The organism is Stenotrophomonas sp. 704A1 (genome assembly GCF_030549525.1).
In the GTDB taxonomy this organism is placed as follows: Bacteria; Pseudomonadota; Gammaproteobacteria; order Xanthomonadales; family Xanthomonadaceae; genus Stenotrophomonas; species Stenotrophomonas tuberculopleuritidis.
The window spans coordinates 3,998,095-4,022,185 of sequence record NZ_CP130831.1 but is presented as its reverse complement, the minus strand read 5'-3'; the positions used below and the strand labels follow the sequence as shown (position 1 = coordinate 4,022,185).

Annotated in this window: 20 protein-coding genes; 14 read left to right on the top strand and 6 right to left on the bottom strand. The window is 67.8% G+C overall.

The features are described from left to right. Window positions 1-199 precede the first annotated feature (199 nt). Entirely contained in the window at window positions 200-1,258 is a 1,059-nt protein-coding gene (locus Q5Z10_RS18345; protein WP_303636788.1) for a lipid A deacylase LpxR family protein, read from the bottom strand. 296 nt (window positions 1,259-1,554) lie between these two features. Between Q5Z10_RS18345 and Q5Z10_RS18340 the strand changes: the two genes are divergently transcribed. The 7 genes from Q5Z10_RS18340 to gnd all read left to right on the top strand — a co-directional run bounded on the left by Q5Z10_RS18340 (window position 1,555) and on the right by gnd (window position 9,068). After that, entirely contained in the window at window positions 1,555-1,833 is a 279-nt protein-coding gene (locus Q5Z10_RS18340) for a YbeD family protein (RefSeq protein WP_303636787.1), read from the top strand. After that, complete coding sequence (gene lipB, locus Q5Z10_RS18335) at window positions 1,821-2,534, top strand: lipoyl(octanoyl) transferase LipB (protein ID WP_440138126.1); 714 nt, start codon at window positions 1,821-1,823, stop codon at window positions 2,532-2,534. Before Q5Z10_RS18340 ends, lipB begins: the two co-directional genes overlap by 13 nt. Window positions 2,535-2,551: 17 nt before the next feature. Beyond that, window positions 2,552-3,562 (top strand): lipoyl synthase, encoded by a 1,011-nt coding sequence (gene lipA, locus Q5Z10_RS18330; RefSeq protein WP_303636785.1) that lies wholly within the window; start codon window positions 2,552-2,554, stop codon window positions 3,560-3,562. A 316-nt stretch (window positions 3,563-3,878) separates the two neighbouring features. Further along, a complete protein-coding gene (locus Q5Z10_RS18325) occupies window positions 3,879-6,056 on the top strand; it encodes a carboxy terminal-processing peptidase (protein ID WP_303636784.1) in 2,178 nt (725 codons plus the stop codon). A gap of 219 nt (window positions 6,057-6,275) precedes the next feature. Then, window positions 6,276-6,896 carry a DUF2242 domain-containing protein gene (locus Q5Z10_RS18320; RefSeq protein WP_303636783.1) on the top strand — a complete coding sequence of 207 codons (621 nt, stop codon included), beginning with the start codon at window positions 6,276-6,278 and terminating at the stop codon, window positions 6,894-6,896. A 2-nt stretch (window positions 6,897-6,898) separates the two neighbouring features. Next, window positions 6,899-8,152 carry a hypothetical protein gene (locus tag Q5Z10_RS18315; RefSeq protein WP_303636782.1) on the top strand — a complete coding sequence of 418 codons (1,254 nt, stop codon included), beginning with the start codon at window positions 6,899-6,901 and terminating at the stop codon, window positions 8,150-8,152. Window positions 8,153-8,162: 10 nt separating this feature from the next. Beyond that, complete coding sequence (gene gnd, locus Q5Z10_RS18310) at window positions 8,163-9,068, top strand: phosphogluconate dehydrogenase (NAD(+)-dependent, decarboxylating) (RefSeq protein WP_303636781.1); 906 nt, start codon at window positions 8,163-8,165, stop codon at window positions 9,066-9,068. Window positions 9,069-9,245: 177 nt separating this feature from the next. On the opposite strand, the gene Q5Z10_RS18305 is transcribed toward gnd, so the two are convergent. Beyond that, window positions 9,246-10,289 (bottom strand): oxidoreductase, encoded by a 1,044-nt coding sequence (locus Q5Z10_RS18305; RefSeq protein ID WP_303636780.1) that lies wholly within the window; start codon window positions 10,287-10,289, stop codon window positions 9,246-9,248. Between the two features lie 186 nt (window positions 10,290-10,475). On the opposite strand from Q5Z10_RS18305, the gene Q5Z10_RS18300 reads away from it, so the two are divergent. The 4 genes from Q5Z10_RS18300 (at window position 10,476) to Q5Z10_RS18285 (ending at window position 14,854) form a co-directional block, all read left to right on the top strand. After that, window positions 10,476-10,853 (top strand): BON domain-containing protein, encoded by a 378-nt coding sequence (locus Q5Z10_RS18300; protein WP_303636779.1) that lies wholly within the window; start codon window positions 10,476-10,478, stop codon window positions 10,851-10,853. Between the two features lie 230 nt (window positions 10,854-11,083). Beyond that, window positions 11,084-12,901, top strand: a complete 1,818-nt coding sequence (locus Q5Z10_RS18295; RefSeq protein WP_303636778.1) for a sensor histidine kinase — start codon at window positions 11,084-11,086, stop codon at window positions 12,899-12,901. Then, window positions 12,898-13,338, top strand: a complete 441-nt coding sequence (locus Q5Z10_RS18290) for a response regulator (protein ID WP_025878695.1) — start codon at window positions 12,898-12,900, stop codon at window positions 13,336-13,338. Before Q5Z10_RS18295 ends, Q5Z10_RS18290 begins: the two co-directional genes overlap by 4 nt. A gap of 4 nt (window positions 13,339-13,342) precedes the next feature. After that, window positions 13,343-14,854: an ATP-binding response regulator gene (locus Q5Z10_RS18285; protein ID WP_303636777.1), complete on the top strand. Its 1,512-nt coding sequence runs from the start codon at window positions 13,343-13,345 to the stop codon at window positions 14,852-14,854. A 71-nt stretch (window positions 14,855-14,925) separates the two neighbouring features. Here the strand turns inward: Q5Z10_RS18285 and Q5Z10_RS18280 are convergent, their stop codons facing one another. Continuing rightward, complete coding sequence (locus tag Q5Z10_RS18280; protein ID WP_303636776.1) at window positions 14,926-15,675, bottom strand: proteasome-type protease; 750 nt, start codon at window positions 15,673-15,675, stop codon at window positions 14,926-14,928. A 92-nt stretch (window positions 15,676-15,767) separates the two neighbouring features. Here Q5Z10_RS18280 and folK point away from each other — a divergent pair, with 92 nt between their 5' ends. Then, a complete protein-coding gene (folK, locus tag Q5Z10_RS18275) occupies window positions 15,768-16,253 on the top strand; it encodes a 2-amino-4-hydroxy-6-hydroxymethyldihydropteridine diphosphokinase (protein ID WP_303636775.1) in 486 nt (161 codons plus the stop codon). A 219-nt stretch (window positions 16,254-16,472) separates the two neighbouring features. Here the strand turns inward: folK and Q5Z10_RS18270 are convergent, their stop codons facing one another. Beyond that, window positions 16,473-17,210, bottom strand: a complete 738-nt coding sequence (locus Q5Z10_RS18270; protein WP_303636774.1) for a pteridine reductase — start codon at window positions 17,208-17,210, stop codon at window positions 16,473-16,475. A 59-nt stretch (window positions 17,211-17,269) separates the two neighbouring features. On the opposite strand from Q5Z10_RS18270, the gene Q5Z10_RS18265 reads away from it, so the two are divergent. Both Q5Z10_RS18265 and Q5Z10_RS18260 read left to right on the top strand, forming a co-directional pair. Next, window positions 17,270-18,454, top strand: a complete 1,185-nt coding sequence (locus Q5Z10_RS18265; RefSeq protein WP_303636773.1) for a class I SAM-dependent methyltransferase — start codon at window positions 17,270-17,272, stop codon at window positions 18,452-18,454. Further along, complete coding sequence (locus Q5Z10_RS18260) at window positions 18,451-18,843, top strand: VanZ family protein (protein ID WP_303636772.1); 393 nt, start codon at window positions 18,451-18,453, stop codon at window positions 18,841-18,843. The genes Q5Z10_RS18265 and Q5Z10_RS18260 overlap by 4 nt, the downstream gene beginning before the upstream one ends. A 74-nt stretch (window positions 18,844-18,917) precedes the next feature. Here Q5Z10_RS18260 and Q5Z10_RS18255 read toward each other — a convergent pair whose 3' ends face one another. Both Q5Z10_RS18255 and Q5Z10_RS18250 read right to left on the bottom strand, forming a co-directional pair. Further along, window positions 18,918-21,275, bottom strand: a complete 2,358-nt coding sequence (locus Q5Z10_RS18255; protein WP_303636771.1) for a beta-N-acetylhexosaminidase — start codon at window positions 21,273-21,275, stop codon at window positions 18,918-18,920. 111 nt (window positions 21,276-21,386) lie between these two features. Further along, on the bottom strand, window positions 21,387-24,056 hold the full coding sequence (locus Q5Z10_RS18250) for a TonB-dependent receptor (protein WP_303636770.1): 2,670 nt from the start codon (window positions 24,054-24,056) through the stop codon (window positions 21,387-21,389). Window positions 24,057-24,091: the final 35 nt, after the last annotated feature.

The following is a 24,091-nucleotide window of genomic DNA, read 5'->3' as shown; positions in this document are numbered from 1 at the left end:
ACAGGGCCCGTGGTCATCATGACCACGGGCCTTTTCCGTTCCCGCCCGCGTTCGCATGCACTGTGCCGTGTGGTGGACGAGCGCCTTGTTGAAGGTGCGGTCAACCTGCGAGGCAGCGTGCGCCGCGCAGCCGGGCACGGCCCGGCGCTGCCACGGCGGGACGAACGCGGTGGGATTCCCGGCGACCCGCGCAGCCCGGTTACAGCGAACGGCTGATGGTGAAGCTGCCGAAGACCGGGGCTTCGCGCTGGCCGTTGAACTCGCGGGTGCTGTGGTAGCGGGCCACCGCGAACTTCCAGCGGCCGCGCATCACCGCCACGCCGTAGCCGCCATAGGCCACGATGTGGCGCTTGTCCACGCTGTGGCTGTTGCGGAAGGTATTGCCGTCCAGGGTGATATCGCGGATCACCCAGGCCGCATCGGTGGTAGCAAACAGGTGCCACGACCAGCCACTGGGCTTGCCGCCACGGGTGGGTGCGGTGTTCTCGCCGGCCGGGCGCAGCGGGGTGCTGCCGAAATCGTCGGGCAGCTTCCAGCCGAAGCGCACCTCGCCGCCGATGTTCGCCTTGGTTTCCAGGTTGCCGATCGAGCCGCCGTAGTGGCTGATCGCATCCCAGCCCCAGCCATCGGCGTTGCTGCTGGCATCGCCGGGCCAACGCCGCATGCGCTCGTGGGTGAGCATGAACACCGGTTCGTTGTGCAGCTGGTTGTCCCAGCCCTGGAACTTCTCGTCGCCCAGCACGTCATGCACCGCGTTCTGCACCTGCCGGCCCTGCGCCCATGGGCCGACCACGCCCAGGGTCAGCTGGGTGGTCTGCAGGCGGTCGCCACTGCGTGCGTTGTAGCCGAAGCTGGCCACCAGCACGCCGGCATACGGCCGATCGTCTTCGATCAGGTCCTTCCGGGTGAAATCGGTCGGGGTGAAGATGCCCTGGGACAGGCTGAAGATCATGTTCTGCTGCTCGAACTCACCCGGGTGCAGGCGTTCCAGGTGCCGGTTCACCCAGCGCGCCAGCTTCGGCAGGCAGGGGTCGTCGGTGTAGTCCACCAGATTGGGCGAGACCAGGGTGAGCTGGGCGCCGTTGGTGTAGCCCTGGTCCTGGTGGCGGCCACCGAACAGGTCGTTGTCAACACGGAAGTTGACCTGCGGCGGATGCTCCCGCATCGCGTCGGGGCCGCACTGGTCGGCGGCGTAGGCAGAAAGGGGCAGGGCGGTGGCCAGCAGGCCGGACAGGCCAAACAGTGCGAAAGGACGCATGGATGGGATGATCATCGGGAAGGGGGTTTTTGTCTGTCGTTATATGCAACGATACGTTACTCCGCCCGGTGTGACGGAACGAGCGCGTTCAGATCACTTGTCTGTTCCGAAAACAACATTGTCTTGTGAAGACAATGCCGCCCCGCGGCAGCGGCCGGTGCGTACCCGCCGCAGGGCGGCATACGGGCCGGCCGGGCTGAATGGCGGTTCAGCTGCAACGCAGCGGCTCGCCCGCAGCACGCTGCGGCGACATGAATACTCTTGGGTTTGGTGCCTTCCGGCCCGATAATGGGCGCATGGAAATCAAGTCCGACAATCCCGAACACGGCTTCCAGTTCCCCGGTCAGTTCGAGCTCAGCGCGATGGGCCCGGCCAACCGCGGTCTGGAACATGAGCTCCCCCGCCTGCTGCTGGCTGCTGGCGTTGACGTGGTGAACGAACGCATCAGCTGGAAGCATTCGTCCAACGGCAAGTACGTCTCGGTCCGCCTGGTCTTCAAGGCCGACAACCGCGAGCAGTACGACGTGGCCCACCAGGCCCTGCGCGACCACCCGGAAGTGAAGTGGACGGTGTAGCCGCAAGCTGCCCTGCCGACGCCCCGGCCCCCGGAGCGCGTCCGCCGCGCCCGGCGCGGGTGCGTGACCTCGGGCGCCAGGCCTATGAACCGGTCTGGCACGCCATGCAGCGTTTCACCGACCAGCGCGACGAGGACACCCTCGACGAGCTGTGGGTGGTGGAGCACGACCCGGTGTTCACCCTGGGCCAGGCCGGCAAGGTCGAACACGTGCTGGCCCCGGGCGACATCCCGGTGGTGCACGTGGACCGCGGCGGCCAGGTGACCTACCACGGCCCCGGCCAGATCGTGATCTACCCGCTGCTGCGCCTGCCGCGGCTGGGCATCGGCGTGCGCGACTACGTCTGCCGCATCGAACAGGCCATCATCGACACCCTGGCCGAGTGGAACATCGGTGCCGAACGTCTCGACGGCGCCCCCGGTGTCTATGTGGGCGGGGCCAAGATCGCCGCGCTCGGCATCCGCGTGCGCCGTGGCTGCACGTTCCATGGCCTGGCGTTCAACGTGGCCATGGACCTGGACCCCTTCCACCGCATCAACCCCTGTGGCTACGAAGGGTTGCAGGTGACCACGGTGCTAGACTTGGGAGGACCGTCCGGGATGGACGCCGTCAAGCCGGTGCTGCTGGACCACCTGGCCCGCCAGTTCGGCCTGCTGCTGCAGCCGGTGCCGGAACTGCCCGATCTCTCTGCGGCCGCCTGACCGCCCCCGGAAATGTCATGACTGAAACCACCGCCCGCACCATTCCCCTGCAGATCGTGCAGGCCGAGCTTCCGTCCACCGCGCCGTTGCAGGCCGGGGTCAAGCAGATGGGTGGCGACAAGATCAACCGCTCGCCGGTGCAGTTCGCCGACGTGCCGGTGCTGCGCAAGCCATCGTGGATCCGTGTGCGCATTCCGTCGGGCAACGCGGTGCAGAACCTGAAGGCCAAGCTGCGCGAAAACCGCCTGGTGACGGTGTGCGAGGAAGCCAGCTGCCCGAACATCCACGAATGCTTCGGCCACGGCACCGCCACCTTCATGATCCTGGGCGAGGTCTGCACCCGCCGCTGCTCGTTCTGCGACGTGGCCCACGGCCGCCCCAAGCCGCCCGATGCCAACGAGCCGGCCAGCCTGGGCCAGACCGTGGCCGACATGGGCCTGAAGTACGTGGTGGTCACCAGCGTGGACCGCGATGACCTGCGTGACGGCGGTGCCCAGCACTTCGTCGACTGCATCACCGCCATCCGCGAGAAGTCGCCGGGCACCCGCATCGAAGTGCTGACCCCGGATTTCCGCGGCAAGGGCCGCATGGAGCGCGCGCTGGAGATCCTGGCGCAGAACCCGCCGGATGTGTTCAACCACAACATCGAGACCGTGCCGGACCTGTACCGCAACGTGCGCCCGGGTGCGGACTACCAGTGGTCGCTGAACCTGCTGAAGAACTTCAAGGCCCAGCACCCGGAGGTGCCGACCAAGAGCGGCATCATGCTGGGCCTGGGCGAGGATTTCGAACAGATCCAGGCCACCATGCGCGACCTGCGCGCGCACAACGTGGACATGATCACCATCGGCCAGTACCTGCAGCCGACCGCGCACCACCACCCGGTGCTGAAGTACTGGACCCCGGACGACTACAAGGCGCTGGAAGACTACGGCTACGCGCTGGGCTTCAGCCACGTGGCGTCGGGCCCGATGGTGCGCTCGTCGTACCACGCCGACGTGCAGGCCAAGGGCGCCGGCGTCCGGTAAGCGGTTGCGCGATGCGCGCTACCGCTTCCCACGATGCGCTGCGCACATCGTGGGCCCCGGCTTACCACCCCCCACACCCCCGCCGCTTCGCGGCCGCCCCCTGACTCAGGGGGCTCTCCACCCGATGCCATCGGCAATCTGACAGCCGGTGTCCTGCGGGGACGCTTCCCGGCCATTCACAATTTGCTACACCGGCCCCGCTAGGCTGGTTTTCCACCGGCTGTGGCCGGGTGACAAACCCGGCAACTTTCGGCACTGTCGTGGTGTCTGAACACCCTGCAGTCTCCCCCTTGGCAAGGCGCCTTCGAGCACGTCCATGAAATTCAAAGCCCCCGCATTCCTGATCGCCCTGGCGCTGGTCGCGCCGCTGGCGCTGGCGGCCAAGGCCGACTCGCCGGCGTTGCCGGCCGCGGCAACCGCCGACCAGGTGACCACCTCCAAGCTGGTGTATGGCCTGCTGTCCGACAGCCGCTACGCCTACCGCCCGCGCGCGCTCGATGAAGCCACGTCCAAGGATGTGTTCAAGCGCTACCTGGAGACGCTGGACGGTGGCAAGCAGTACTTCACCCAGGCCGACGTGGCCCGCTTCGCGCCGTTCCAGGCCAACATCGCCAACGCCATCCGCGGCGGCGAGCTGGAACCGGCCTTCGAGGTGTTCGCGGTGTACAAGCAGCGCGTCGGCGAGCGGGTGGCCTATGCGCGCAAGCTGCTGAAGCAGGAACCGGACTTCAGCACCGACGAGCGTTTCGAGTACGACCGCAAGGACGTGCCGTGGGCCGCCAGCAATGCCGAGCTGGACGAGCTGTGGCGCAAATCGGTCAAGAATGACTGGCTGCGCCTGAAACTGGCCGGCAAGAAGCCGGATGACATCCGCAAGACGCTGGACAAGCGTTACGCCACGCTGGAAAAGTCGGTGAACGAACTGAAGGGCGAAGATACCTTCCAGTTCTTCCTCAATGCCTACACCAGTGCGGTCGATCCGCACACGGACTACTTCACCCCGCGCACCGCCGAGAACTTCAACCAGGCGATGTCGCTGTCGCTGGAAGGCATCGGCGCGCAGCTGCAGCGCCAGGACGATGTGGTGGTGATCCGCGAGATCATCGCCGGTGGTCCCGCAGCGGTGGATGGCACCCTGAAGCCGGGCGACCGCATCGTCGGTGTCGGCCAGGGCACGTCCGGCGTGGTGGAGGATGTGATCGGCTGGCGCATCGATGACGTGGTGGCCAAGATCCGCGGCGCCAAGGACACCCAGGTGAAGCTGGAATTCATTCCCGCCGAAGCCGGTGTCGATGGCAAGCACCACACCCTGGTGCTGACCCGGCAGAAGGTGCGCCTGGCCGAACAGGCCGCCAAGGGCGAGACCATGACCATCCCGGCCAGCAATGGCGAGCCGGCGCGCAAGGTCGGCGTGATCAAGCTGCCGACGTTCTACCAGGATTTCGAAGGCCGCCGCCGCAACGCCACCGATTACGCCTCGGCGACCCGCGACGTGGCCAAGCTGCTGGCCGGTTTCAAGAACGACAAGCTGGACGGCGTGGTGCTGGACCTGCGCAACAACGGCGGTGGTTCGCTGGATGAAGCGATCGAACTGACCGGCCTGTTCATCGAGCAGGGGCCGGTGGTGCAGGTGCGCGAATCCGGCGGCCGGGTGACCGTGAACAGCGACCGCAACCAGGGCGTGGCATGGGATGGCCCGCTGGCGGTGCTGATCAACCGCGGCTCGGCCTCGGCCTCGGAGATCTTTGCCGGCGCCATCCAGGACTATGGCCGTGGCCTGGTGATCGGTGAGACCAGCTTCGGCAAGGGTACGGTGCAGAACATCGTGGACCTGGACCGCTGGCCGAGTGGCGAGACCCAGCGCTTCGGCCAGGTGAAGCTGACCATCGCCCAGTTCTTCCGCATCAGCGGCAGCAGCACCCAGCACAAGGGCGTGGTGCCGGACCTGGCCTTCCCGGCCAGCGTGGATGCCACCGAGTTCGGTGAAAGCACCTACGACAACGCATTGCCGTGGACCCGCATCGCCGCCGTGCCGCACACCCAGTACGGCAACTTCGCACCGCTGCTGCCGAAGCTGGAAACCCGCCACGACGCACGTATCGTCACCGACAAGGAATTCCAGTGGTGGAACGAGGACGTGCAGCAGTTCCGCAGCGAGGCCGCGAAGAAGTACGTGTCGCTGAACGAAGCCACCCGCCGCGCCGAACGCGAGCGCCAGGACGCGCAGCGCAAGGAACGCCAGATCGTGCGCAAGGAACTGGGCCTGGCCCTGGACCCGCTGGCCGATGACAGCAGCGACGATGGCCTGACCGGCAACGAGCGCGACATCGTCAAGGATGCCGCGCGCGAGAAGGCCGCCGAGAAGCGTCCGGACCCGCTGCTGCGTGAATCGGCCTCGATCCTGGCCGATGCGGTGAATCTGCTGGAGGCCGACCGCCCGCTGTCGGCGCAGGTGCTGCCGCAGTCCACCGCCGCAGGCCGCTGGGCCGACTGAGCGGCTCCCCCGTGATGTCCCGAAGGGGCCGGCATTGCCGGCCCCTTTGCGTTTCCGGCAGCGCCGGGCCAGCCCCGGCGGGCGAAGCGGCCCGCGCAGGCCACCGCGCAGGCCGGCGCATGAACCGCCCGCAACGGCCGGCGCCCGGATGCCCGGTATCGACCTGCCGCACACGCCTGCAGGACTACCCTTGCCGGTACCGTCCTGGCTGGAGTACCCATGCGGGCCTCCCTCGTTTCCGCATCCCTGCTGGCTGCGACCAGCGCCCTGGCGCTGGCCGCCTGTGGTGGCCGCGCCGCCGACAGCACCCTCCTGCGCGAGTCGTTCGACTCGGGCGACACCTTCTCGCGCACCGTCGATGGGCGCCCGGCCGAAGCCTGCGAGGCGGCGCGCCGCACGCTGCTCAGCCAGGGCTATGCCATCGCGCGCTCGGATGATGCCCAGGTGGAAGGCAACAAGAACTTCCAGCCGCGCGAGGACGATCACGAACAGCTGGTGCTGCGCGTCTCCTGCGCGCCACGCGGCAGCCAGGCCCTGGTGTTCGTCAGTGCCGTGCAGGACCGCTACGCGCTGAAGAAGAGCCCGACCTCGGCCAGCGTGGGCGTGGGCGCGCTGGGCTCGGTCTCGCTGCCGTTCGGCAGCAACGACGATTCGCTGGTGAAGGTGGCCAGCAGCACGGTTACCGATGCAGCGTTCTACCGCCGGTTCTTCGAGCGCCTGCAGCAGTATCTGCCGGTTGCCGCGGCGCCGCCGGCGCCTGCCGTGGATGAACCGGCTGCGGGCACGCCCGCCGCCACCGAACCGGTACCGGAACCGGCCGCGCCCGCGGACCAGGGCTGAGCGTGCGCGGCAGGGCGCTGGGATGGGGCCTGCTGCTGTGCTGGCCGGTGAGTGCGGTGGCCACGGCGGCGGACTGCAGCCAGGGTCTGCTGGAACGCCTGGGCTGGCGCTTTGAAACCGCCGACATCACCGCGCCACAGGTGCGGGGCGGCGCGGTCTGCACGCGCGCTTCGCTGGCCGATGCGCAGGCGGCCGGTGACCTGCGGGTGCGCTGGCCGGCGGCCCTGGCCGAGGATGCGCGCCGCACGCTGCTGCAGACGCTGCTGGATGACCCGGCCACGGTGTGCGCCTATGCCTTTGAACTGGGTGCGGCCACCGAGCGCGCCACGCGCGCGCTGCAGGACAACCCACGGTTCCGTTTCAGCGGCCTGCAGCTGGGCTGGATCGGCTTCGGTGCACGCGGCGCGTCGGCGCAGGGCTGGCAGCGGGTGCGCAGCTTCGGCCGCGGCTACGTGCCGGCGGCGGGCAACAGCCAGGCGCTGCAGGCCTTCTACAGCGGCCGCGTGCGCGCCGAGTGCGGCGTCGGCCGCCAGGTCGCGCAGCTGGCCACCCAGCGCGAGCTGTACGGCGACGCGGCCTTCGATGCGGAATTTGCCGCCGACGAACTGTCGATCGGCACGCTGCTGGGCCTGCATGACACCGACAGCATCCTGCTCGGTGCGCATGCCGGTGATTTCTTCGCCGATGGCAAGGCGGTGCGCACCTCATCGATGGGCCGGCAGGCCTTTGTCGGCGTGCCGGGCTTCATCGAACATGTGTATGACAAAGGAACACTGGATGACCTGAGCAACCAGGCCGAGAACTTCGTCGTGGTCGAGGTGGGCGAGGGCACTGCGCAGGCGCTGGCCGCACACGGTGGCCTGGCCTGGTACGACCAGCGCAACGCCGAACTGTGGGCACTGGCGCAGGGCATGCCGCGGGTAGGGCGGCGCTATTTCGAGCGGTTGCTGTACGCGCGCGATCCGGCGCTGCGCGCCGCGCTGGCGCCGCGCTACCACGACGCGCTGGCCCGCATGGACCGTCTGCTGGACGATCCGTTCTACCAGCAGTTCGTGATCTATGTGCACCCGCGCGGTATACGTCCCATCGGGTATCACATCGCCCGCCTGCTCGACCGCAACCCGCGCACGCCGTTTTCGATCGACCTGGCGGTGCACAATCTGCATACCACGCTCTACCGGCGTTGGCGCGAGGCGCAGCTGCGCCACTGCGCGGCCACCGGCAGGCCAGGCAGCCTGACCCTAGACCCCAACTGAAGGTGAAACAATGGATATTGCAATGATCGGCCTCGGCCGGATGGGCGCCAACATGGCCCAGCGCCTGCACCGCGGTGGCCACCGCGTGGTCGGCTACGACCCGGGCGAAGGCGCGCGCCAGCGTGCGGCCGAGGCCGGGCTGGAGGTGGTCGATTCGCTGGCGGCGGCGGTGGCCGCGCTGCCGCTGCCGCGGGTGGTGTGGCTGATGGTGCCGGCCGGCGAGACCGTCGACCAGACGCTGGGGCAGTTGACCCCGCACCTGGCCGAGGGGGACATCGTCATCGACGGCGGAAACTCCAATTACCAGGACTCGATCCGCCGTGCCAAGGCGCTGGCCGAGAATGACCTGGGGTACGTCGATTGCGGGACCAGCGGTGGCGTATGGGGCCTGCAGGAAGGCTACAGCCTGATGGTCGGTGGCGATGCGGCGGTGGTCGAGCAGATCGCGCCGTTGCTGCGCACGCTGGCCCCGGCCGAGGATCGCGGCTGGGCCCGTGTCGGTCCGTCCGGCGCCGGCCACTTCACCAAGATGGTCCACAACGGCATCGAGTACGGAATGATGCAGGCCTATGCCGAAGGCTTCGCGCTGATGGAGCGCAAGCAGGAGCTGGCGCTGGACCTGGCCCAGGTGGCCGAGGTGTGGCGCCACGGCAGCGTGGTGCGTTCGTGGCTGCTGGACCTGAGCACCGAAGCCTTGAAGCGCAATCCGTCGCTGGAGGGCATCGCACCCTACGTGGAAGATTCCGGTGAAGGGCGCTGGACCGTGGCCGAAGCCATCGCACTGGATGTACCGGCGCCGGTGATCACCCTGTCGCTGCTGGAGCGCCTGCGCTCGCGTGAAGCCAACTCGTTCACCGACCGCCTGCTGTCGGCGATGCGCAACGAGTTCGGCGGCCACGCCGTCAAGAAGTCGTAGGACGGCAGCGGCATCGGCTCTGCCGGCATGGCGGCAACGCCGGGCCCTGCGCGGCAGAGCGACCTCGATCCCTTGCGGTCTGTCGATGCCCGTTCCTCGTCTACCCGCCTCAGCAGGCCAGCGCCTGCCGAGGCGGTGGCGCGGGTGTGAAGCCGGTGCAGGGCGCGGCCCTGCCGCTCACTGCAGAGCGATCCGCCGGCCCTCGCGCGCGCTGTCCATGCCGGCCTGCAGCAGCCGCATCAACTGCACGGCCTGCAGCGGACTCACCGTGGCGTGGCCATCGCCGTGCATCGCCGCGGCGAAGTCGGCATACAGCCGCCGGTAGTCGCCCGGCAGATTGTCCACCGTGCTGCGTTGCACGGTGTCCTCGGCATCGCAGTGCAGCAGCTCGCCGTGGCGCGGGTCGATGCCCCAGCCCGGTGCGCCCGGTGCGATACCGCGGCGCAGCTGCGCTTCCTGCACGTCCAGGCCGTGCTTGATCCAGCTGGCGCGGGTGCCATGCACGGCGAAGTGCGGTGCAGGCGCTGCGACCAGCGAACCGGCATGCACGATCGCGCGATGGCGGGGGTAGTGCAGCGCTGCGTGGAAGTAATCGACGCCGCTGCCGCCTTCGCGCTGCACTGCCAGATCCGCATCGATCGCCTGCGGCCAGCCGAACAGCACCAGCATCTGGTCCAGCAGGTGCGGGGCGAGGTCGTACCACAGGCCGCTGCCGGGGCCGTCCTGCTCGCGCCAGCGCTCGCGCACCTGTGGCCGGTACCGGTCGAAGTGCGCGTGGCATTCGGCGATGTCGCCCAGCACGCCTTCGGCCAGCAGCGACTGCAGGGTGAGGAAGTCGGCGTCGAAACGCCGGTTCTGGAACACCGTCACCACCCGCCCGGCGCCACGCGCGGCGGCCAGCACGCGCTCGGCTTCGGCCACATCCAGTGCGAACGGTTTGTCCACCAGCACATGCTTGCCGGCGGCCAATGCGGCGATGGCCAGCGGCGCATGCTGCGCGTTGGGGGTGGCGATCACCACTGCATCCACTGCCGGGTCGTCGAACACCGCCTGCGGCGTGGCGCGCACATGCACCTCGCTGAATGTGCGCAGCAGGGTGTCGCGCTGCGAACTGACGATGCTGTGCAGCGCCAGCCCGGGGGTGTGCTGGATCAGGGGCGCATGAAAGACGCGGCCGGCGAGGCCATAGCCGATCAGGGCAAGTTGCAGGTCGGGGCGCATGGCGGACTCCGTGCCGTTCAGGTGAACAGCGTACGCGGCGCAGGGTAAACGCTTTGGCACGGCTGCCGGAAGCTGAACCATTGCCGGTGCAGCGGCGCTGATTCACGGCGACGTGACCGCAGCGCTACGCCTGCACTACATGCAGTTGGTGACACTGGCTGCACCATCCATCAGGAGAACCGCACGATGACTACCACGACCCGTACGCTGTTGGCTTCCGCCCTGACCCTGGGCCTGGCGCTGTCCTCCTCGGCTGCGTTCGCCCAGGATGCCGGTGCCAAGAAGACCGATCATTCGGCCATGACCCATGCTGATCGCCACGACTCCAACGAGCCGGTGACCGACAGCTGGATCACCACCAAGGTGAAGGCCGACCTGCTTGCCACCAGCAATGTGCCGGGCACCGAAGTGAAGGTGGAAACGGTCAATGGCGTGGTCAGCCTGAGCGGCACCGTGGCCACCCAGGCCGAGCGCGACAAGGCTGTTGCCACCGCCAAGGGCATCAAGGGCGTGACCCGCGTCGACGCCGCCGCGCTGAAGGTCAGCGCCGCCGCCAAGCGCTGATGCCGATGCAGGCGCGCCGGGTGACTGCCCGGCAGCGTCGCAGCCCGCACTGCGCGTGCCGAGCGGACGCGGTCCGCTCCGGCACGCAATACGGCCCCGGGTGACTGCCCGGGGCCGTTCAGCTTCTGGTGGATTGCGCCAGATGTGTGACCGCCTGCGCTATATTGCCGGTTCCGCTGCGGTTGATCCTGACTTGGATTGTCGCTCCGTGGCCGAGCTGACGAGGAACTATGGCGCTGGTTTTCAGTGACGACATCTGGGATCGCTGGCGACTGCCTGCCCTGGCATTGGCGGCGGCCGCCATCATCGTGGTGCCGTGGTTGACCCTGCGCAAACTGCAGCAGGACAGCGAACAGGCCATGGCCTGGGTCACCCATACCCAGCAGGTCGGTACTGCCCTGCAGCAACTGCAGACCGATGTACGCGATATCGAATCGGCGGCGCTCACGCTGTCCAAGGGCGTGGATGCCCCCGGGCTGCGCGAACGCATGGCCAAGGCCAACGACATCCCCGACCAGCTGGCCGCGCTGGGACGCATGACCCGGGACAACCCGGACCAGCTGATCCGCATCGGCCGCATCCAGTCGATGCTGGAAGGACGGATGGGGGTTGCCCGGGAACTGGCGCGCTCGGAACCCAACAGTGATCAGCGCGAACTGGTGCAGGACCTCAGCACGCGTTATCCGATCCGCGGACTGGTGGAGGAACTGCAGGCCAGCGAGCAGGCGTTGCTGGCACAGCGCGCCGAACAGGCGGCGCGGCAGCAGCGGCAGACCAACTTCGTATCGTGGAGTTCGCTGGTGGTGCAGCTGGCGCTGCTCGGCCTGGTGCTGTGGCTGCTGCAGCGGCAGATCGGCCGTCGCCTGCTGGCCGAGCGGCAATCGCTGCGCGCGGCCGCGCGGGCGGCCTCGGTGCTGCAGACCGTGCGCGAACCGATCGTGCTGCTGGACCGCGAACTGCGCGTGCAGCTGCACAACCCGGCGTTCTCCGAGCTGTACGGCCTGCAGGACGAACGTGCCGATGGCCTGCTGCTGGAGAACGTGGGCGAGGGTGCGTGGCGCGATCCGGTGGTGCGCCAGCGCCTGGCCGATGTGCTGCTGCGTGGGCGCGAGCTGTGGGATTTCGAACACGAGCAGCGCGCCGCCGATGGCATGGCGCGCTACATGCTGTTGAATGCACGGCGCATGCCGCTGCCCGACAGCGATGACGAGGTGGTGCTGCTGACCGTGAGCGATGTGACCGTGCAGCGCGCGGTGCAGCTGCGGGTGGAAGAACTCAACCGCCAGCTGGAAGGCAAGGTCGCGCAGGTCTCGGAGGTGAACCGTGAGCTGGAGGCATTCAGCTATTCGGTCTCGCACGATCTGCGCGCCCCGCTGCGTCACGTTGCCGGCTTCTCCGACAAGCTGGCGCGCCACCTGGGCGAGGCGGCCGACGAGAAGAGCCAGCACTACCTGGGAGTGATCTCCAGTTCAGCACGGCGCATGGCGACGCTGATCGACGATCTGCTGGTGTATTCGCGGCTGGGGCGCGTGGCGATGCGCCAGCAGACGGTGGACATGCAGACACTGGTGGCCGACACCCGCGCCATGCTGGATGCCAACCTGCAATCCGAGGCGGAAAGCAGCGGCCAGGCGCACCAGCTGGAGTGGAACATCGCGCCGCTGCCGATCGTGGTGGGCGATGAGAACATGCTGCGCCAGGTCTGGCTGAACCTGCTGGGCAACGCGGTGAAATACTCGGCCAACCGCGAGCCGGCCAGGATCCGCGTGGACTACCAGCAGCAGCCTGACGGCGGCCATCAGTTCACGGTCAGCGACAATGGTGCAGGCTTTGACATGGCGTACGCCGGCAAGCTGTTCGGTGTGTTCCAGCGCCTGCACAAGGCCAGCGACTACGCAGGCACGGGTATCGGCCTGGCCAGCGTGCGCCGGGTACTGACCCGGCATGGCGGCCGCATCTGGGCCGAAGCCGAACCGGACGTCGGTGCCACCTTCCACTTCTATCTTCCTCCCGTGATCGACGCGGACAAACAAGGCCCCATCGCATGACCACACTGCGCACCATCCTCCTTGCCGAAGACAGCCCGGCCGATGCCGAGATGGCGATCGACGCCCTGCAGGAAGCCCGCCTGGCCAACCCCATCGTGCACGTCGAGGACGGCGTGGAAGTGATGGACTACCTGCTGCGCCGTGGCGCCTTTGCCAGCCGCGAAGAAGGCCTGCCGGCCGTGCTGCTGCTGGATATCAAGATGCCACGCATGGATGGCCTGGAAGTGCTGCGGCAGATCCGCGAGCACGATGAGCTGAAGCGGCTGCCGGTGGTGATCCTGTCGTCCTCGCGCGAGGAAAGCGACCTGGCGCGCAGCTGGGACATGGGCGTGAATGCCTACGTGGTCAAGCCGGTGGACGTGGACCAGTTCTTCGGCGCGGTGCAGACCCTGGGCAAGTTCTGGGCACTGATCAACCAGGCGCCGGAGATCGAGTAAGCCCATGCCCTTGACCGGTCCCGCACTCGGCGCACTGCGCATCCTGCTGGTGGAAGATTCCCCCGAGGATGCCGAGCTGATGTCCGAACAGATGCTCGAAGCGGGCCTGGAGGCCACGTTCGAGCGGGTGGAGAGCGCTGACGAACTGCGCCAGGCGCTTGCCCGGTTCGAGCCGGACATCGTGCTGTCGGACCTGAGCATGCCCGGATTTTCCGGTGACGACGCGCTGCGCATCGTGCGCAATGCACTGCCCGACCTGCCTTTCATCTTCGTCTCCGGCACCATGGGCGAAGAGAATGCGGTGGCCGCACTGCAGAAGGGCGCCAACGATTACATCATCAAGCACCAGCCGGCCCGCCTGCCGTCGGCGGTGGCGCGTGCGGTCCGCGATGCACGCAGCGCGATCGAGCGCTCGCGCGTGGAAACCGAACTGATGCGCGCGCAGCGGCTGGAAAGCCTGTCGCTGCTTGCTGCCGGCCTGAGTCATGACCTGCGCAACATCCTGCAGCCGCTGCTGATCATGCCCGACCTGCTGAAGGCGCGCACCGACGATCCGCAGCTGCACCATCTGGCCGACGTGATCGCCGAGTGCGGCCGCCGTGGCCACGAGATGGCCGAATCGATGCTGTCGTTCGTGCGCGGTTCGCGCAAGCCGAGCGAGCGCATCCACATCGACGACCTGTTCCAGGCGGTGGCGCTGCTGTTGCGCAGCAACGTGCCCGATGCGGTGCGGCTGGAGCTGCTGGTCGAGGATGACGGCCTGGTGGTGGACGCCAACTACACCGAGCTGCAGCAGGTGCTGCTGAACCTGGCGCTCAATGCGATCCAGGCGATGCCGCACGGCGGCAACCTGAGCCTCACTGCGCGCCATGGCGGCGAGCGCGACGGCGAGGACTGGCTGTGCATCCGGGTGGTCGACGAAGGCATCGGCATGGATGCGGACACCCTGTCGCACCTGTTCAATCCGTTCTTCACCACCAAGGCCGATGGCACCGGCCTGGGCCTGATTTCCTGCAAGCGCATCGTCGAAGGCGCCGGCGGCAGCATCCATGTCAGCAGCCAGCCGGGGCAGGGCACCTGCTTCGAACTGCGCCTGCCGATGCATGCCAGTGCCGAAGGCAGCGAGCCGGTCGAACAGCTGGTGGCGTTGGGCAGTGGCCAGTCGATCCTGGTGGTCGATGGCGAAGCCACACGCTTGTCGCTGCTGGGCAATGCGCTGTCCAGCCAGGGGTACCAGCTGCAGCTGGCATCCGACGGCCCGGCCGCGCTGCGCTGGATGCAGCAGGAGGCGATGCCGGCGCTGGTCATTGCCGATGCCGGGTCAAAGCTGCTGTCGGCCAGCCAGCTGCTGGGCGAAATGGCCACGCTGGGGTACCGCGGCCCGGCGCTGGTGCTGGAAGACGCTGCGGTGGATGTGCCAGCGGATGTGTTCCCGGCCGGCATCGAGGTGCACGTGCTGCGCAAGCCGCTGCAGATGCAGCAGGTGTTCCGCGCGGTGGCCGAAGCGCTGGGCTGACTGCACCTCGCCGGGCATGGCCCGGCGCTACCGAAGGCTGTGGGTAGCGCCGGGCCATGCCCGGCGGCATGTCAGGCATCGCGGTCCGTGGTTTCCCATGGGAACCGGGGCAGGCTGGCCACGGCCTGTTCCAGCCGCCGCGACCAGTTCTGGTGGATATCGGCGTACAGCGCCGAATCGGCGCCCAGGCGCAGCTGCTGGCCGATGCGCAGGTCGCCGTTGCGCAGCAGCGCCAGGTCGATCGGCAGGCCCACCGACAGGTTTGAGCGGATGGTGGAATCCAGCGACACGATCGCCGTGCGCGCGGCATCCTCCAGCTGCGTGGCCGGGCTGATGATGCGGTCCAGGATCGGCTTGCCGTACTTGGATTCGCCGATCTGCAGGTAGGGGGTCTCCGGCGAGGCGGCAATGGCGTTGCCCAGCGGGTAGACCATGTACAGGCCGGCCTGCTCGCCGGCGATCTGGCCGCCGAAGATCAGCGTGGCCTGGGTATTGACCCCGTCATGGCCGTGCTCGGTGTGCTCGCACTGCACCTGGCTGTCCACCAGCAGCCGGCCGACATACTCGGCGGCCTCGAACAGGTGGGTCATGTCGTGCAGGTTGGGCGTGCGCCGCTCGCCGGCATCGCGCTTCAGCCGCGAGACCAGCAGCTGGGTGGTGGCCAGGTTGCCGGCCGCCATCAGTACATAGGCTGCCTTGCCGGGGTATTCGAACACGTGCAGCTTGCGGTGCACGCGGACATCGTCCAGCGAGGCATTGGTCCGGGTGTCGGCGGCGAAGACCAGGCCCTCGTCGACCTCGATTCCAACGCAATAGGTCATGTCGGTGCCCTATCATATGCGTCCCGGATTGTAGGCAGGCCGCTGTGACGACGGCATGCCCGCGCCCTCCCGATTGCCGTTACCGGATCCGCATGACCACCGTGCTCCTGAGCCTGGGCAGCAACGTCCACCCCCGCCGCTACCTTCACGCCGCGGTGGCGGCCCTGCGCGAGCGCTTCGGTGCGCTGCGGGTGTCTCCGGCCTACCGTACGGCGGCGGTCGGTTTCGACGGCCCGGCCTTTCTCAACAACGGCGTGGCGATCGAGACCGATCTGCCGCTGCCGGCCCTGGATCAGTGGCTGCATGCGCTGGAAGACGCGCACGGTCGCGACCGCAGCGGCCCGCGCTTCTCCGACCGTACGCTGGACATCGATGTGGTGTTCTACGGGGACCTGGTGGTGGAAGGCCCCGGCCACCTGCGCATCCCGCGCCCGGAACTGAAACATGCCTTCGTGCTGAAGCCATTGGCCGACATCGCTCCGGATTTCATCGACCCGGTCAGCGGGCTGGACCTGGCCACGTTGTGGCGCGCGCACAAGCAGCATGGCGAAGCGTTCGAGGTCGTGGACCTGGAATGATGCGCCCGCCGGGCATGGCCCGGCGCTACCGATCTGCGTTGTTCGCCGGGGATGGGGTGGCGTTGCCGATCTGTGTGGCCGCCGGGCATGGCCCGGCGCTACCGGTCTGCGTGCTCGTCGGGGATGGGGCGGCGTTGCCGATCTGCGTGGTTCGCCGGGCATGGCCCGGCGCTACCGATCTGTGTGATCCGGTAGCGCCGGGCCATGCCCGGCGGATCGTCAGCTGACCGTGCGCCCGCCATCCACGCGCAGGGTATGCCCGGTCACGAAGCTGGCCTCGGCCACCAGCCAGTACACCGCTTCGGCGATCTCTTCCACGGTGCCGGTCCGTGCCAGCGGCGTGCGCGCCAGCAGGGCCTCGCGGGCGAAATCGTCCTTGCCCTGTTCCGGCCACAGGATCGCGCCGGGGGCCACTGCATTGACCCGCACCTTCGGCGCCAGCTCCAGCGCCAGCGAGCGGGTGGCCATCTCCAGTGCGGCCTTGGCCATGGTGTAGGCGATGTGGTCGCGCATCGGGTCGGTGCCGTGCAGGTCGGTCAGGTTGACGATGCAGCCGTGCTGACGCCGCAGGTACGGCGCGGCGGCCTGTGACAGCAGCAGCGGCGCACGTGCATTGACCGCGTACAGCTCGTCCATCGCCTCGGCCGTGACCTGGCCCAGCGGGGTGGGGAAGAAGTTGGAGGCGTTGTTGACCAGCGCATCGAGGCGGCCGAAATGGGCCACGGCCTGTTCGACCAGGTCGGGCAGGGCCTCGGCGTCGCGCAGGTCGGCCTGCAGGGCCAGCACGCTGCCGGGCCGTGCGTTGTCCAGATCGAAGGCGGCCTGCTGCAGCTCGGCGCTGGAGGTATGGGCGTGCAGCACCACCGACCAGCCACAGGCGTGGAACTGGCGGGCAATGGCCGCGCCGATCCGGCGCGCGCTGCCGGTGATCAGGGCCACGGGGGCGGTGTCGCTCATCGAGGGTCCTCCAAGGCTCGGCTATCCTGTGCACCATTGTCACCGCAATCGAAGACGCCATGCAGCCCACCTTCCCCCTGCCCGAAGCCGATGCCCTGGCCCACAGCGACCAGCTCGCCGCCGCCCTGCGCGCCGAGATCCATGCGATGGGCGGGGCCATGCCGTTCTCGCGCTTCATGGAGCTGTGCCTGTATGCGCCGGGCTGGGGCTATTACAGCGCCGGTGCCAGCAAGTTCGGGGGCAGCGGCGACTTCACCACCGCACCGGAGCTGGGCAGCCTGTTCGCGGGCAGCGTGGCCAATGCGCTGGCCCCGGTATTCGGCCAGCTGGGGGCGCAGGCGCGCCTGCTGGAACTGGGCGGTGGCACCGGCGCCTTCGCCGAAGCAGTGCTGCTGCGCCTGGCCGAGCTGGAAGCGCTGCCGGCGCGCTACGCCATCCTCGAACCCAGTGCCGATCTGCGCGAGCGCCAGCAGCAGCGCCTGCAGCAGAACCTGCCGGCCGAGCTGGCCAGCCGCGTTGAATGGGTCGATCGTCCTTTCGAGGACGACTGGGAAGGGGTGGTGTTCGCCAACGAGGTGATCGACGCGCTGCCGACGCCACGCTTCCTGATCAAGGACGGCGAGGTCTATGAGGAAACCGTCGAGCTCGATGGCGAGGGCAACTTCATGCGCGGCGCGCAGCCGGCCGACGTCCTGCTCAACGGCGCGGTGCGGCATATCGAACGCTACCTGCAGACGCCGTTCGCCGAGGGCTATCGCTCCGAAGTGCTGCCGCAGCTGCCGTACTGGCTGCAGGCGGTGGCCGGTGGCCTGCAGCGTGGCGCGATGCTGTTCGTCGATTACGGCTACAACCGGGGCGAGTTCTACCAGCCCGACCGCGATGACGGCACCGTGCGCGCGTTCTACCGCCACCATGTGCACAACGAGGTGTACCGCTGGCCGGGCCTGCAGGACATCACCGCGTCGGTGGATTTCACCGCCATGGCCGAGGCCGGCCTGCACGGCGGCTTCGAACTGGCCGGCTACTGCAGCCAGGCCAGCTTCCTGCTCGGCAATGGCCTGGACCAGGTACTGGCCCTGGCCGAAGAGCGCACCGATGAAGTGGGCCGCATCCAGCTGCGCGACCAGGTCAAGAAGCTGACCCTGCCGACCGAGATGGGCGAACGCTTCCAGGCCATCGGCCTGCAGCGCGATGTGGATTTCGAACCGGCCTTCGAACTGGGTGACCTGAGCTGGCGGCTGTGAGTGCGGCGGCACCGGTGCTGAAGCCGCTGCGCCGCCGCACGCTGTGGCTGGCGCTGTGGGCGGTCGCGGTGCTGACCGTGGTGGTGGTCTGCCTGATTCCACCGCCGCCGATCCCGCTGCCGGAAAACAGCGACAAGGGTGAGCACTTCCTCGCCTATTTCATCCTGGCCGGCAGTGCGGTGCAGCTGTTCCGGCGCGGCCGGCCGTTACTGTGGGTCGGCCTCGGGCTGGTCCTGATGGGCATAGGCATCGAGTTCGCACAGGGCGCGCTGACCAGCAACCGCAGCGCTGATCCGATGGATGCAGTGGCCAACACGATCGGCGTGCTGGTGGGCCTGGGCACGGCGCTGAGCCCATTGCGCGACCTGCTTCTGCGCTGGCGCGGGTAGGTTGCCCGTAGATCCACGCCCTGCGTGGACGCTCCGATGCCGGCCAGGGCCGGCACCGGAGGGCAGGACCGCCGTCAGTTCCCCAGCGTTACTTCATCCAGCACCCACATCGCCGGGCGCGTATCACCGGTGAAGTTGATGCACAGGTCATCGGTGCCGCGGGTGCCCTTCGGCAACGCGGCGCGCAGGGTCACGAAGCCATCGGCGTCGGGCTGGGCCGGCAGCGGGACCTGCGCCAGCACCTTGCCGCTGCAGTCGCCACGGCGGATCAGCATGTCACCGTGCGCGCTCCTGGACGTTTCGAACCGGCGCTTCGGCTCGTCGTGGGCCAGCTGGAAGTAGTACGGAATGCGCCCTGCGCGCACCTGCACGCTGCCGATGCCGTCCAGCTGCGCCTGCGGCCAGCGCCAGCACGGCTGGAAGATGTCGACGGTGAACACCGCGCGGGTGCCTTCGCGCGGGCCATCGTCTTCCAGGCGCAGGACCAGTCCCTTTTCACCGACGCAGCTGAGCAGCTCCTGGCTGTGCCGCGACAGCAGCGACTGCGCGGTATACGCGGCCACCGTCGGTGCCGCCGCCAGCATCTGGCCCTGGTAGAACGCAGCGGCCTGCACGCTGGCCGGCAGCGGCGCGGTCAGCGGTTGCCGGTACAGCGGCGAACGTGCACTGACCGGCTGGCCGTCGGTGCTGTAGCGCACCTCGTAGCCCAGCGGATTGGCCAGCGAGACGGTGACGGTGTTGCTGCTGCGGTCATCGGTGTAGGCCACGTCCACTTCGAACGGGGTCTGCGCATAGGCCAGGCCCCAGGCGCGGTAGCGCTGCAGCTGCGCCGGCAGGCGTGCGAGGAAGTCGCGGAAGTCACGCTGTTCCGGCGTGCTCCAGCCGGTCTCGGCCACCGCGGCCAGGCGCGGGAACAGGTTGTGCTGCAGGCGCGCGTAGCTGCGCGTGTGCTCGGTGAACATGTTGGCCTGCAGGCCGAGGATGTGTCCGCGCTTGTCGGCGGCCAGATCGGCCGGTACCGGTTCGAAGTTGTACAGCTTGCCGAGGTTCACCTGCGTCGGGCGGCCCGGCGGTTCGTTCGGCGAGGCCGTCTGCAGGTAATCCAGGTACAGATGGCTGACCGGCGACATCACCACGTCGTGGCCGCTGCTGGCGGCGGCCAGGCCGCCTTCGGTGCCGCGCCAGGACATCACCGTGGCCTGCGGCGGCAGGCCGCCTTCGAGGATCTCGTCCCAGCCGATCAGGCGCCGGTCGTGCTGCTCCAGGAAGGTTTCCAGGCGCTTGATGATGTGGCTCTGCATGGCCATCTCATCCTTGATGCCCAGCGCACGCATGCGCTGCTGCACCTGCCTGGACGCCTCCCACTGGTCCTTCACCGCCTCGTCGCCACCCACGTGCACGTACTTGGCCGGGAACAGGGCGATGACTTCTTCCAGCACGTTCTCGAGGAAGGTGACGGTACTGTCTTCCACGTTGAACAGGTTCGGGAACACGCCCCATTCGCTGATCGGCTTCAGCGGCGTGCTGATCGAACCCAGTTCGGGATAGGCGGCGATCGCGGCGGTGGCATGACCGGGCACGTCGATTTCCGGAATCACCTGGATATGCAGCTTGGCGGCATAGGCGATCACCTCGCGGATCTGTTCCTGCGTGTAGAAGCCGCAGTACGGATGTTCCTTGCCGCTGACCGGATCGATGCCGCCATCGCCTGCCGGCAGGCGACAGCTGCCCACGTCGGTCAGCTTCGGATAGCGCTTGATCTCCATGCGCCAGCCCTGGTCGTCGGTCAGGTGCCAGTGGAAGGTGTTGAGCTTGTGCGCGGCCATCGCGTCCAGCACGCGCTTGATCTCGTCCAGGCTCTGGAAGTGGCGCGCGGAATCAAGCATGAAGCCGCGCCAGCTGAAGCGTGGCGCATCCTGGATCTGCACGGCCGGCAGTACGCCGTTGCTGCCGCCCGTGGCCAGCTGGGCCAGGGTGGTGGCGCCATAGAACAGGCCGGTCTCGTTGCCGGCCTGCACCCGTACACCCTGCGCGGTGCTTTCCAGCGTGTAGCCCTCGCCGCTGTCACGGAAGGTCGGCACGATCTCGAAGCGGATGCCACCGCCGCTGGCGGTGCCCTTGCCGGTTGCCACGGCCAGACGCGGACCACCACTGCGTGCCAGCAGGTCGGCGAACTGCCGCGCGACGCGCTGCGCCGCTTCGCCATCAGCGTGCACGGCGGTACCGGCGGTCACGGTGATGCCGGTGCCGCTGCCACGCTGCACGCTGGCCGGCGCAGGAATCAGCATCAGGCTGCCGGCGCGCAGCTGCGGGCCGGGCGCCTCGTTGTTCACCGGTGCATCGGCGGCGAGCACGGGCAGGGCAGGCAGGGCGGCCAGCAGGCTGCCCAGCAGCACGAGGCTGCGCATCCTGGCGCGGGAGGACTTCGTCATCGGAACGACTCCTTGGATCGGTGCGGGGTTCGCTATACATGAAAAACGCCGGGCCCGGTGTGACCCAGGCCCGGCGTGCGTGCACGGCTCGGCGATGCAGCTGCCGGTGGATCAGTACTTGAAGCGGAAGTTCAGATAGTACTGGCGACCGTTGCTGTAGAACGAGGTCGGGATGGCCGCGGTCTGGTAGTACTTGTAGGTCGGGTTGTTGAGGTTCAGGCCGTCCAGGCTGATGCTCAGCCAGTCGGTCGCCTTGAAGCTGAGCGAGGCCGACAGCGTGCCGAAGTCATCCTGGTAGTACGGGTTGGTGCCCGACAGGCTGATCAGGAACGAAGAGCGGCGGGTGTAGCTGACCCGCGCGCCGAAGCGCTCGTTCTCGAAGTAGGCACCCACGTTGTAGGTGTTCTTCGAGGTGCCCAGCAGGTTGTGCGAGCCGTCCGACCAGGTGTGGGCGGTGCTGCCGTTGGCGTAGGTGTAGTTGGCGTTGACGCCGAAGTACTCGCCGATCGGCTGCTCGTAGGCCACTTCCACGCCGGTGACCTTGCCGTCGGCGTTGATCGGGGTGGAAATCTGGTAGGTCTCGAGCTGGTTGGTCAGTTCGCTGTACAGCTGGCGCGAGACCACGTCGAAGGCGATGTAGTCCTTCAGGTCCATGTGGTAGGCGCCGATCGACAGCAGGCCGCGCGGCATGAAGTACCACTCCAGGTTGGCATCCAGGTTGGTCGACAGGGTCGGCTTGAGGTTCGGGTTGCCGCCGCCGCCGGTACGGTTCAGGTCGGAACCGTACGAGGAGGCGCCCAGTGCCGAGTAGTCCGGCAGGGTCTGGGTCTGCGACGCGGCCACGCGCAGCACCAGGTTGTCGTCCAGGTCGAACTTGATGTTGGCGCTGGGCAGCACGCGGTTGCGCTTGTTCTGGAACGCCATGCGCTCCCACATGCCGAACAGGCTGCTGACATCGGCATCGGCGGCGTTGCTGACCGCGTTGTAGGTGTTGATGTCCTGCTTGATGTTGACGTAGCGCAGGCCCAGGTTGCCGCTCCACCAGTCACCGCGGAAGTTGGCCTGCACGTAGCCGGCGTAGTTCTTCTCCTTCACCTGCCACTCGGCGCCGTAGTTGTGGCGACCGGTCGGGCCGTCGTTGCCGGCCAGCCAGGTGGAGTTGTTGGTCACCGCATCCTTCAGCGCACCCGGGGTGAAGTACCAGATGTTGCGCGGGAAGGTGCCGCCGATGTCGCCGGCGAAGCCGTTCGGGTAGCTGGACGTGGCGCCGCTCTTCAGCGCGCTCCAGATATCACCCGGGGTTGCGCCTTCCGGCGACAGCGCCTCGCGCTTGTGGTCGGCGAAACGCACGCCGAAGTCGATCGAGCTCAGCACGCCGCCATCGCTGAAGTACTGGTTGAAGTCGAGCGTGGCCCACTTCTCCTTGTCCTCCGCGGTGACCTGCTGGTTGCCCCAGGTGCCGAAGCTGGTGACGCCGTTGGGCGAGAGATCGCCGCCGACGTTCCAGTCGATCGGCGAGCCGGCGCCATGGGTGGCCCAGCTGGCGCCACCGCCATTGGCCAGGGTCACTTCGGCGATGTACTGGCGCGGAGTCTCGCCGGTGCCCTTGGTGCTGCCGGCCTGGAACTTGGCGGTCAGGCTGTCGCTGATCTGCCAGTCGGCATCGAAGGTGACATAGCTCGACTTGGCCTTCGACTCGCGGTAGATCATGTCGTACACCGCGTAGTCGGTGCCCGGCACGCCGGTGTAGTTGGCATTGGTCAGCACGCCATCCTTCACCACATAGCCCGGATCCGGCGCCTGCGACTTGGCGAAGCTGTTGCCGAACATCATGAAGTTGCGGTTGTAGTTGTTCGCTTCCAGTTCGGAAGTGAAGCCGTTCAGGCCCAGGGTCAGGTTGTCGCTCGGCTTGAACTGCAGCGAGACCAGGCCGCCCTTGCGCTCGCGGGTCTGTTCGAACAGGGTCGAACCCAGCAGGCCGGGAACGTTGACACCGATCAGGTCGGGATTGGTCAGGGCAACCGGATCGTTGGCGCCGATCTTGAAGAAGCCGCCCGGAATCTCCTGCGCTTCACGGCGCAGCTCGCGCTTCTGGCTGAAGCCCTGCACCATCACGCCGAAGGTGCCTTCCTCGTTCTTGTAGTTGAACAGCGCCGAGTACTGCGGGTCGTTCGACTTGGCCTGGTCCGAGCGCACCATGCCGATCGAGCCTTCCGCGGTGAACTGCTTGGAGAACTCCAGCGGCTTGCGGGTGATGATGTTGACGGTACCGGTGGTGCCGCCGTCCTGCAGCTTGGCCTGCGAGGACTTGTTCACTTCCACCGAGCTGACCAGCTCGGACGGCAGCAGCGAGTAGCTGACGCTGCGGCCTACGTTGTTGCCCTGGCTGAGCACGAACCAGTCGGCCGAACCGACGGTGTGGCCGTTGATCAGGGTCTGGGTGAGGCTGGGGCTGGTGCCGCGCAGGCTGACACGGTCGGCTTCGTCGAAGCCGCCTTCGTCGGCGCTGGACGAGCTGATGTTGACGCCCGGCAGGCGCTGCAGGGTGTCGGCCACGTTGTGTGCGGGCAGCTTGCCCACGTCTTCAGCGGTCACCACTTCCACGCGCGCATTGGCTTCGCGCTTGGTATCGAGCGACTTTTCCATCGAACCACGGATGCCGGTGACGGTCACGGTATCCAGATCGGTGGCGGTCGGGGCGGGGCTGGCCTGCTGCGCGTGTGCAGTGAAGGCGAGGCAGCTGACGATGGCGGCCGAAAGCAGGGTCTTGCAGGTGTTCATGATGTCTCTCCTCATCACTCGATTGGATACCGGCG

What these genes read in the sequence shown, in the direction of transcription:
- Q5Z10_RS18345 (WP_303636788.1), bottom strand. Translation starts at nt 1,258, where the DNA reads ATGCGTCCTTTCGCACTGTTTGGCCTGTCCGGCCTGCTGGCCACCGCC.
- Q5Z10_RS18340 (WP_303636787.1), top strand. Translation starts at nt 1,555, where the DNA reads ATGGAAATCAAGTCCGACAATCCCGAACACGGCTTCCAGTTCCCCGGT.
- lipA (WP_303636785.1), top strand. Translation starts at nt 2,552, where the DNA reads ATGACTGAAACCACCGCCCGCACCATTCCCCTGCAGATCGTGCAGGCC.
- Q5Z10_RS18325 (WP_303636784.1), top strand. Translation starts at nt 3,879, where the DNA reads ATGAAATTCAAAGCCCCCGCATTCCTGATCGCCCTGGCGCTGGTCGCG.
- Q5Z10_RS18320 (WP_303636783.1), top strand. Translation starts at nt 6,276, where the DNA reads ATGCGGGCCTCCCTCGTTTCCGCATCCCTGCTGGCTGCGACCAGCGCC.
- gnd (WP_303636781.1), top strand. Translation starts at nt 8,163, where the DNA reads ATGGATATTGCAATGATCGGCCTCGGCCGGATGGGCGCCAACATGGCC.
- Q5Z10_RS18305 (WP_303636780.1), bottom strand. Translation starts at nt 10,289, where the DNA reads ATGCGCCCCGACCTGCAACTTGCCCTGATCGGCTATGGCCTCGCCGGC.
- Q5Z10_RS18300 (WP_303636779.1), top strand. Translation starts at nt 10,476, where the DNA reads ATGACTACCACGACCCGTACGCTGTTGGCTTCCGCCCTGACCCTGGGC.
- Q5Z10_RS18295 (WP_303636778.1), top strand. Translation starts at nt 11,084, where the DNA reads ATGGCGCTGGTTTTCAGTGACGACATCTGGGATCGCTGGCGACTGCCT.
- Q5Z10_RS18290 (WP_025878695.1), top strand. Translation starts at nt 12,898, where the DNA reads ATGACCACACTGCGCACCATCCTCCTTGCCGAAGACAGCCCGGCCGAT.
- Q5Z10_RS18285 (WP_303636777.1), top strand. Translation starts at nt 13,343, where the DNA reads ATGCCCTTGACCGGTCCCGCACTCGGCGCACTGCGCATCCTGCTGGTG.
- Q5Z10_RS18280 (WP_303636776.1), bottom strand. Translation starts at nt 15,675, where the DNA reads ATGACCTATTGCGTTGGAATCGAGGTCGACGAGGGCCTGGTCTTCGCC.
- folK (WP_303636775.1), top strand. Translation starts at nt 15,768, where the DNA reads ATGACCACCGTGCTCCTGAGCCTGGGCAGCAACGTCCACCCCCGCCGC.
- Q5Z10_RS18270 (WP_303636774.1), bottom strand. Translation starts at nt 17,210, where the DNA reads ATGAGCGACACCGCCCCCGTGGCCCTGATCACCGGCAGCGCGCGCCGG.
- Q5Z10_RS18265 (WP_303636773.1), top strand. Translation starts at nt 17,270, where the DNA reads ATGCAGCCCACCTTCCCCCTGCCCGAAGCCGATGCCCTGGCCCACAGC.
- Q5Z10_RS18255 (WP_303636771.1), bottom strand. Translation starts at nt 21,275, where the DNA reads ATGACGAAGTCCTCCCGCGCCAGGATGCGCAGCCTCGTGCTGCTGGGC.
- Q5Z10_RS18250 (WP_303636770.1), bottom strand. Translation starts at nt 24,056, where the DNA reads ATGAACACCTGCAAGACCCTGCTTTCGGCCGCCATCGTCAGCTGCCTC.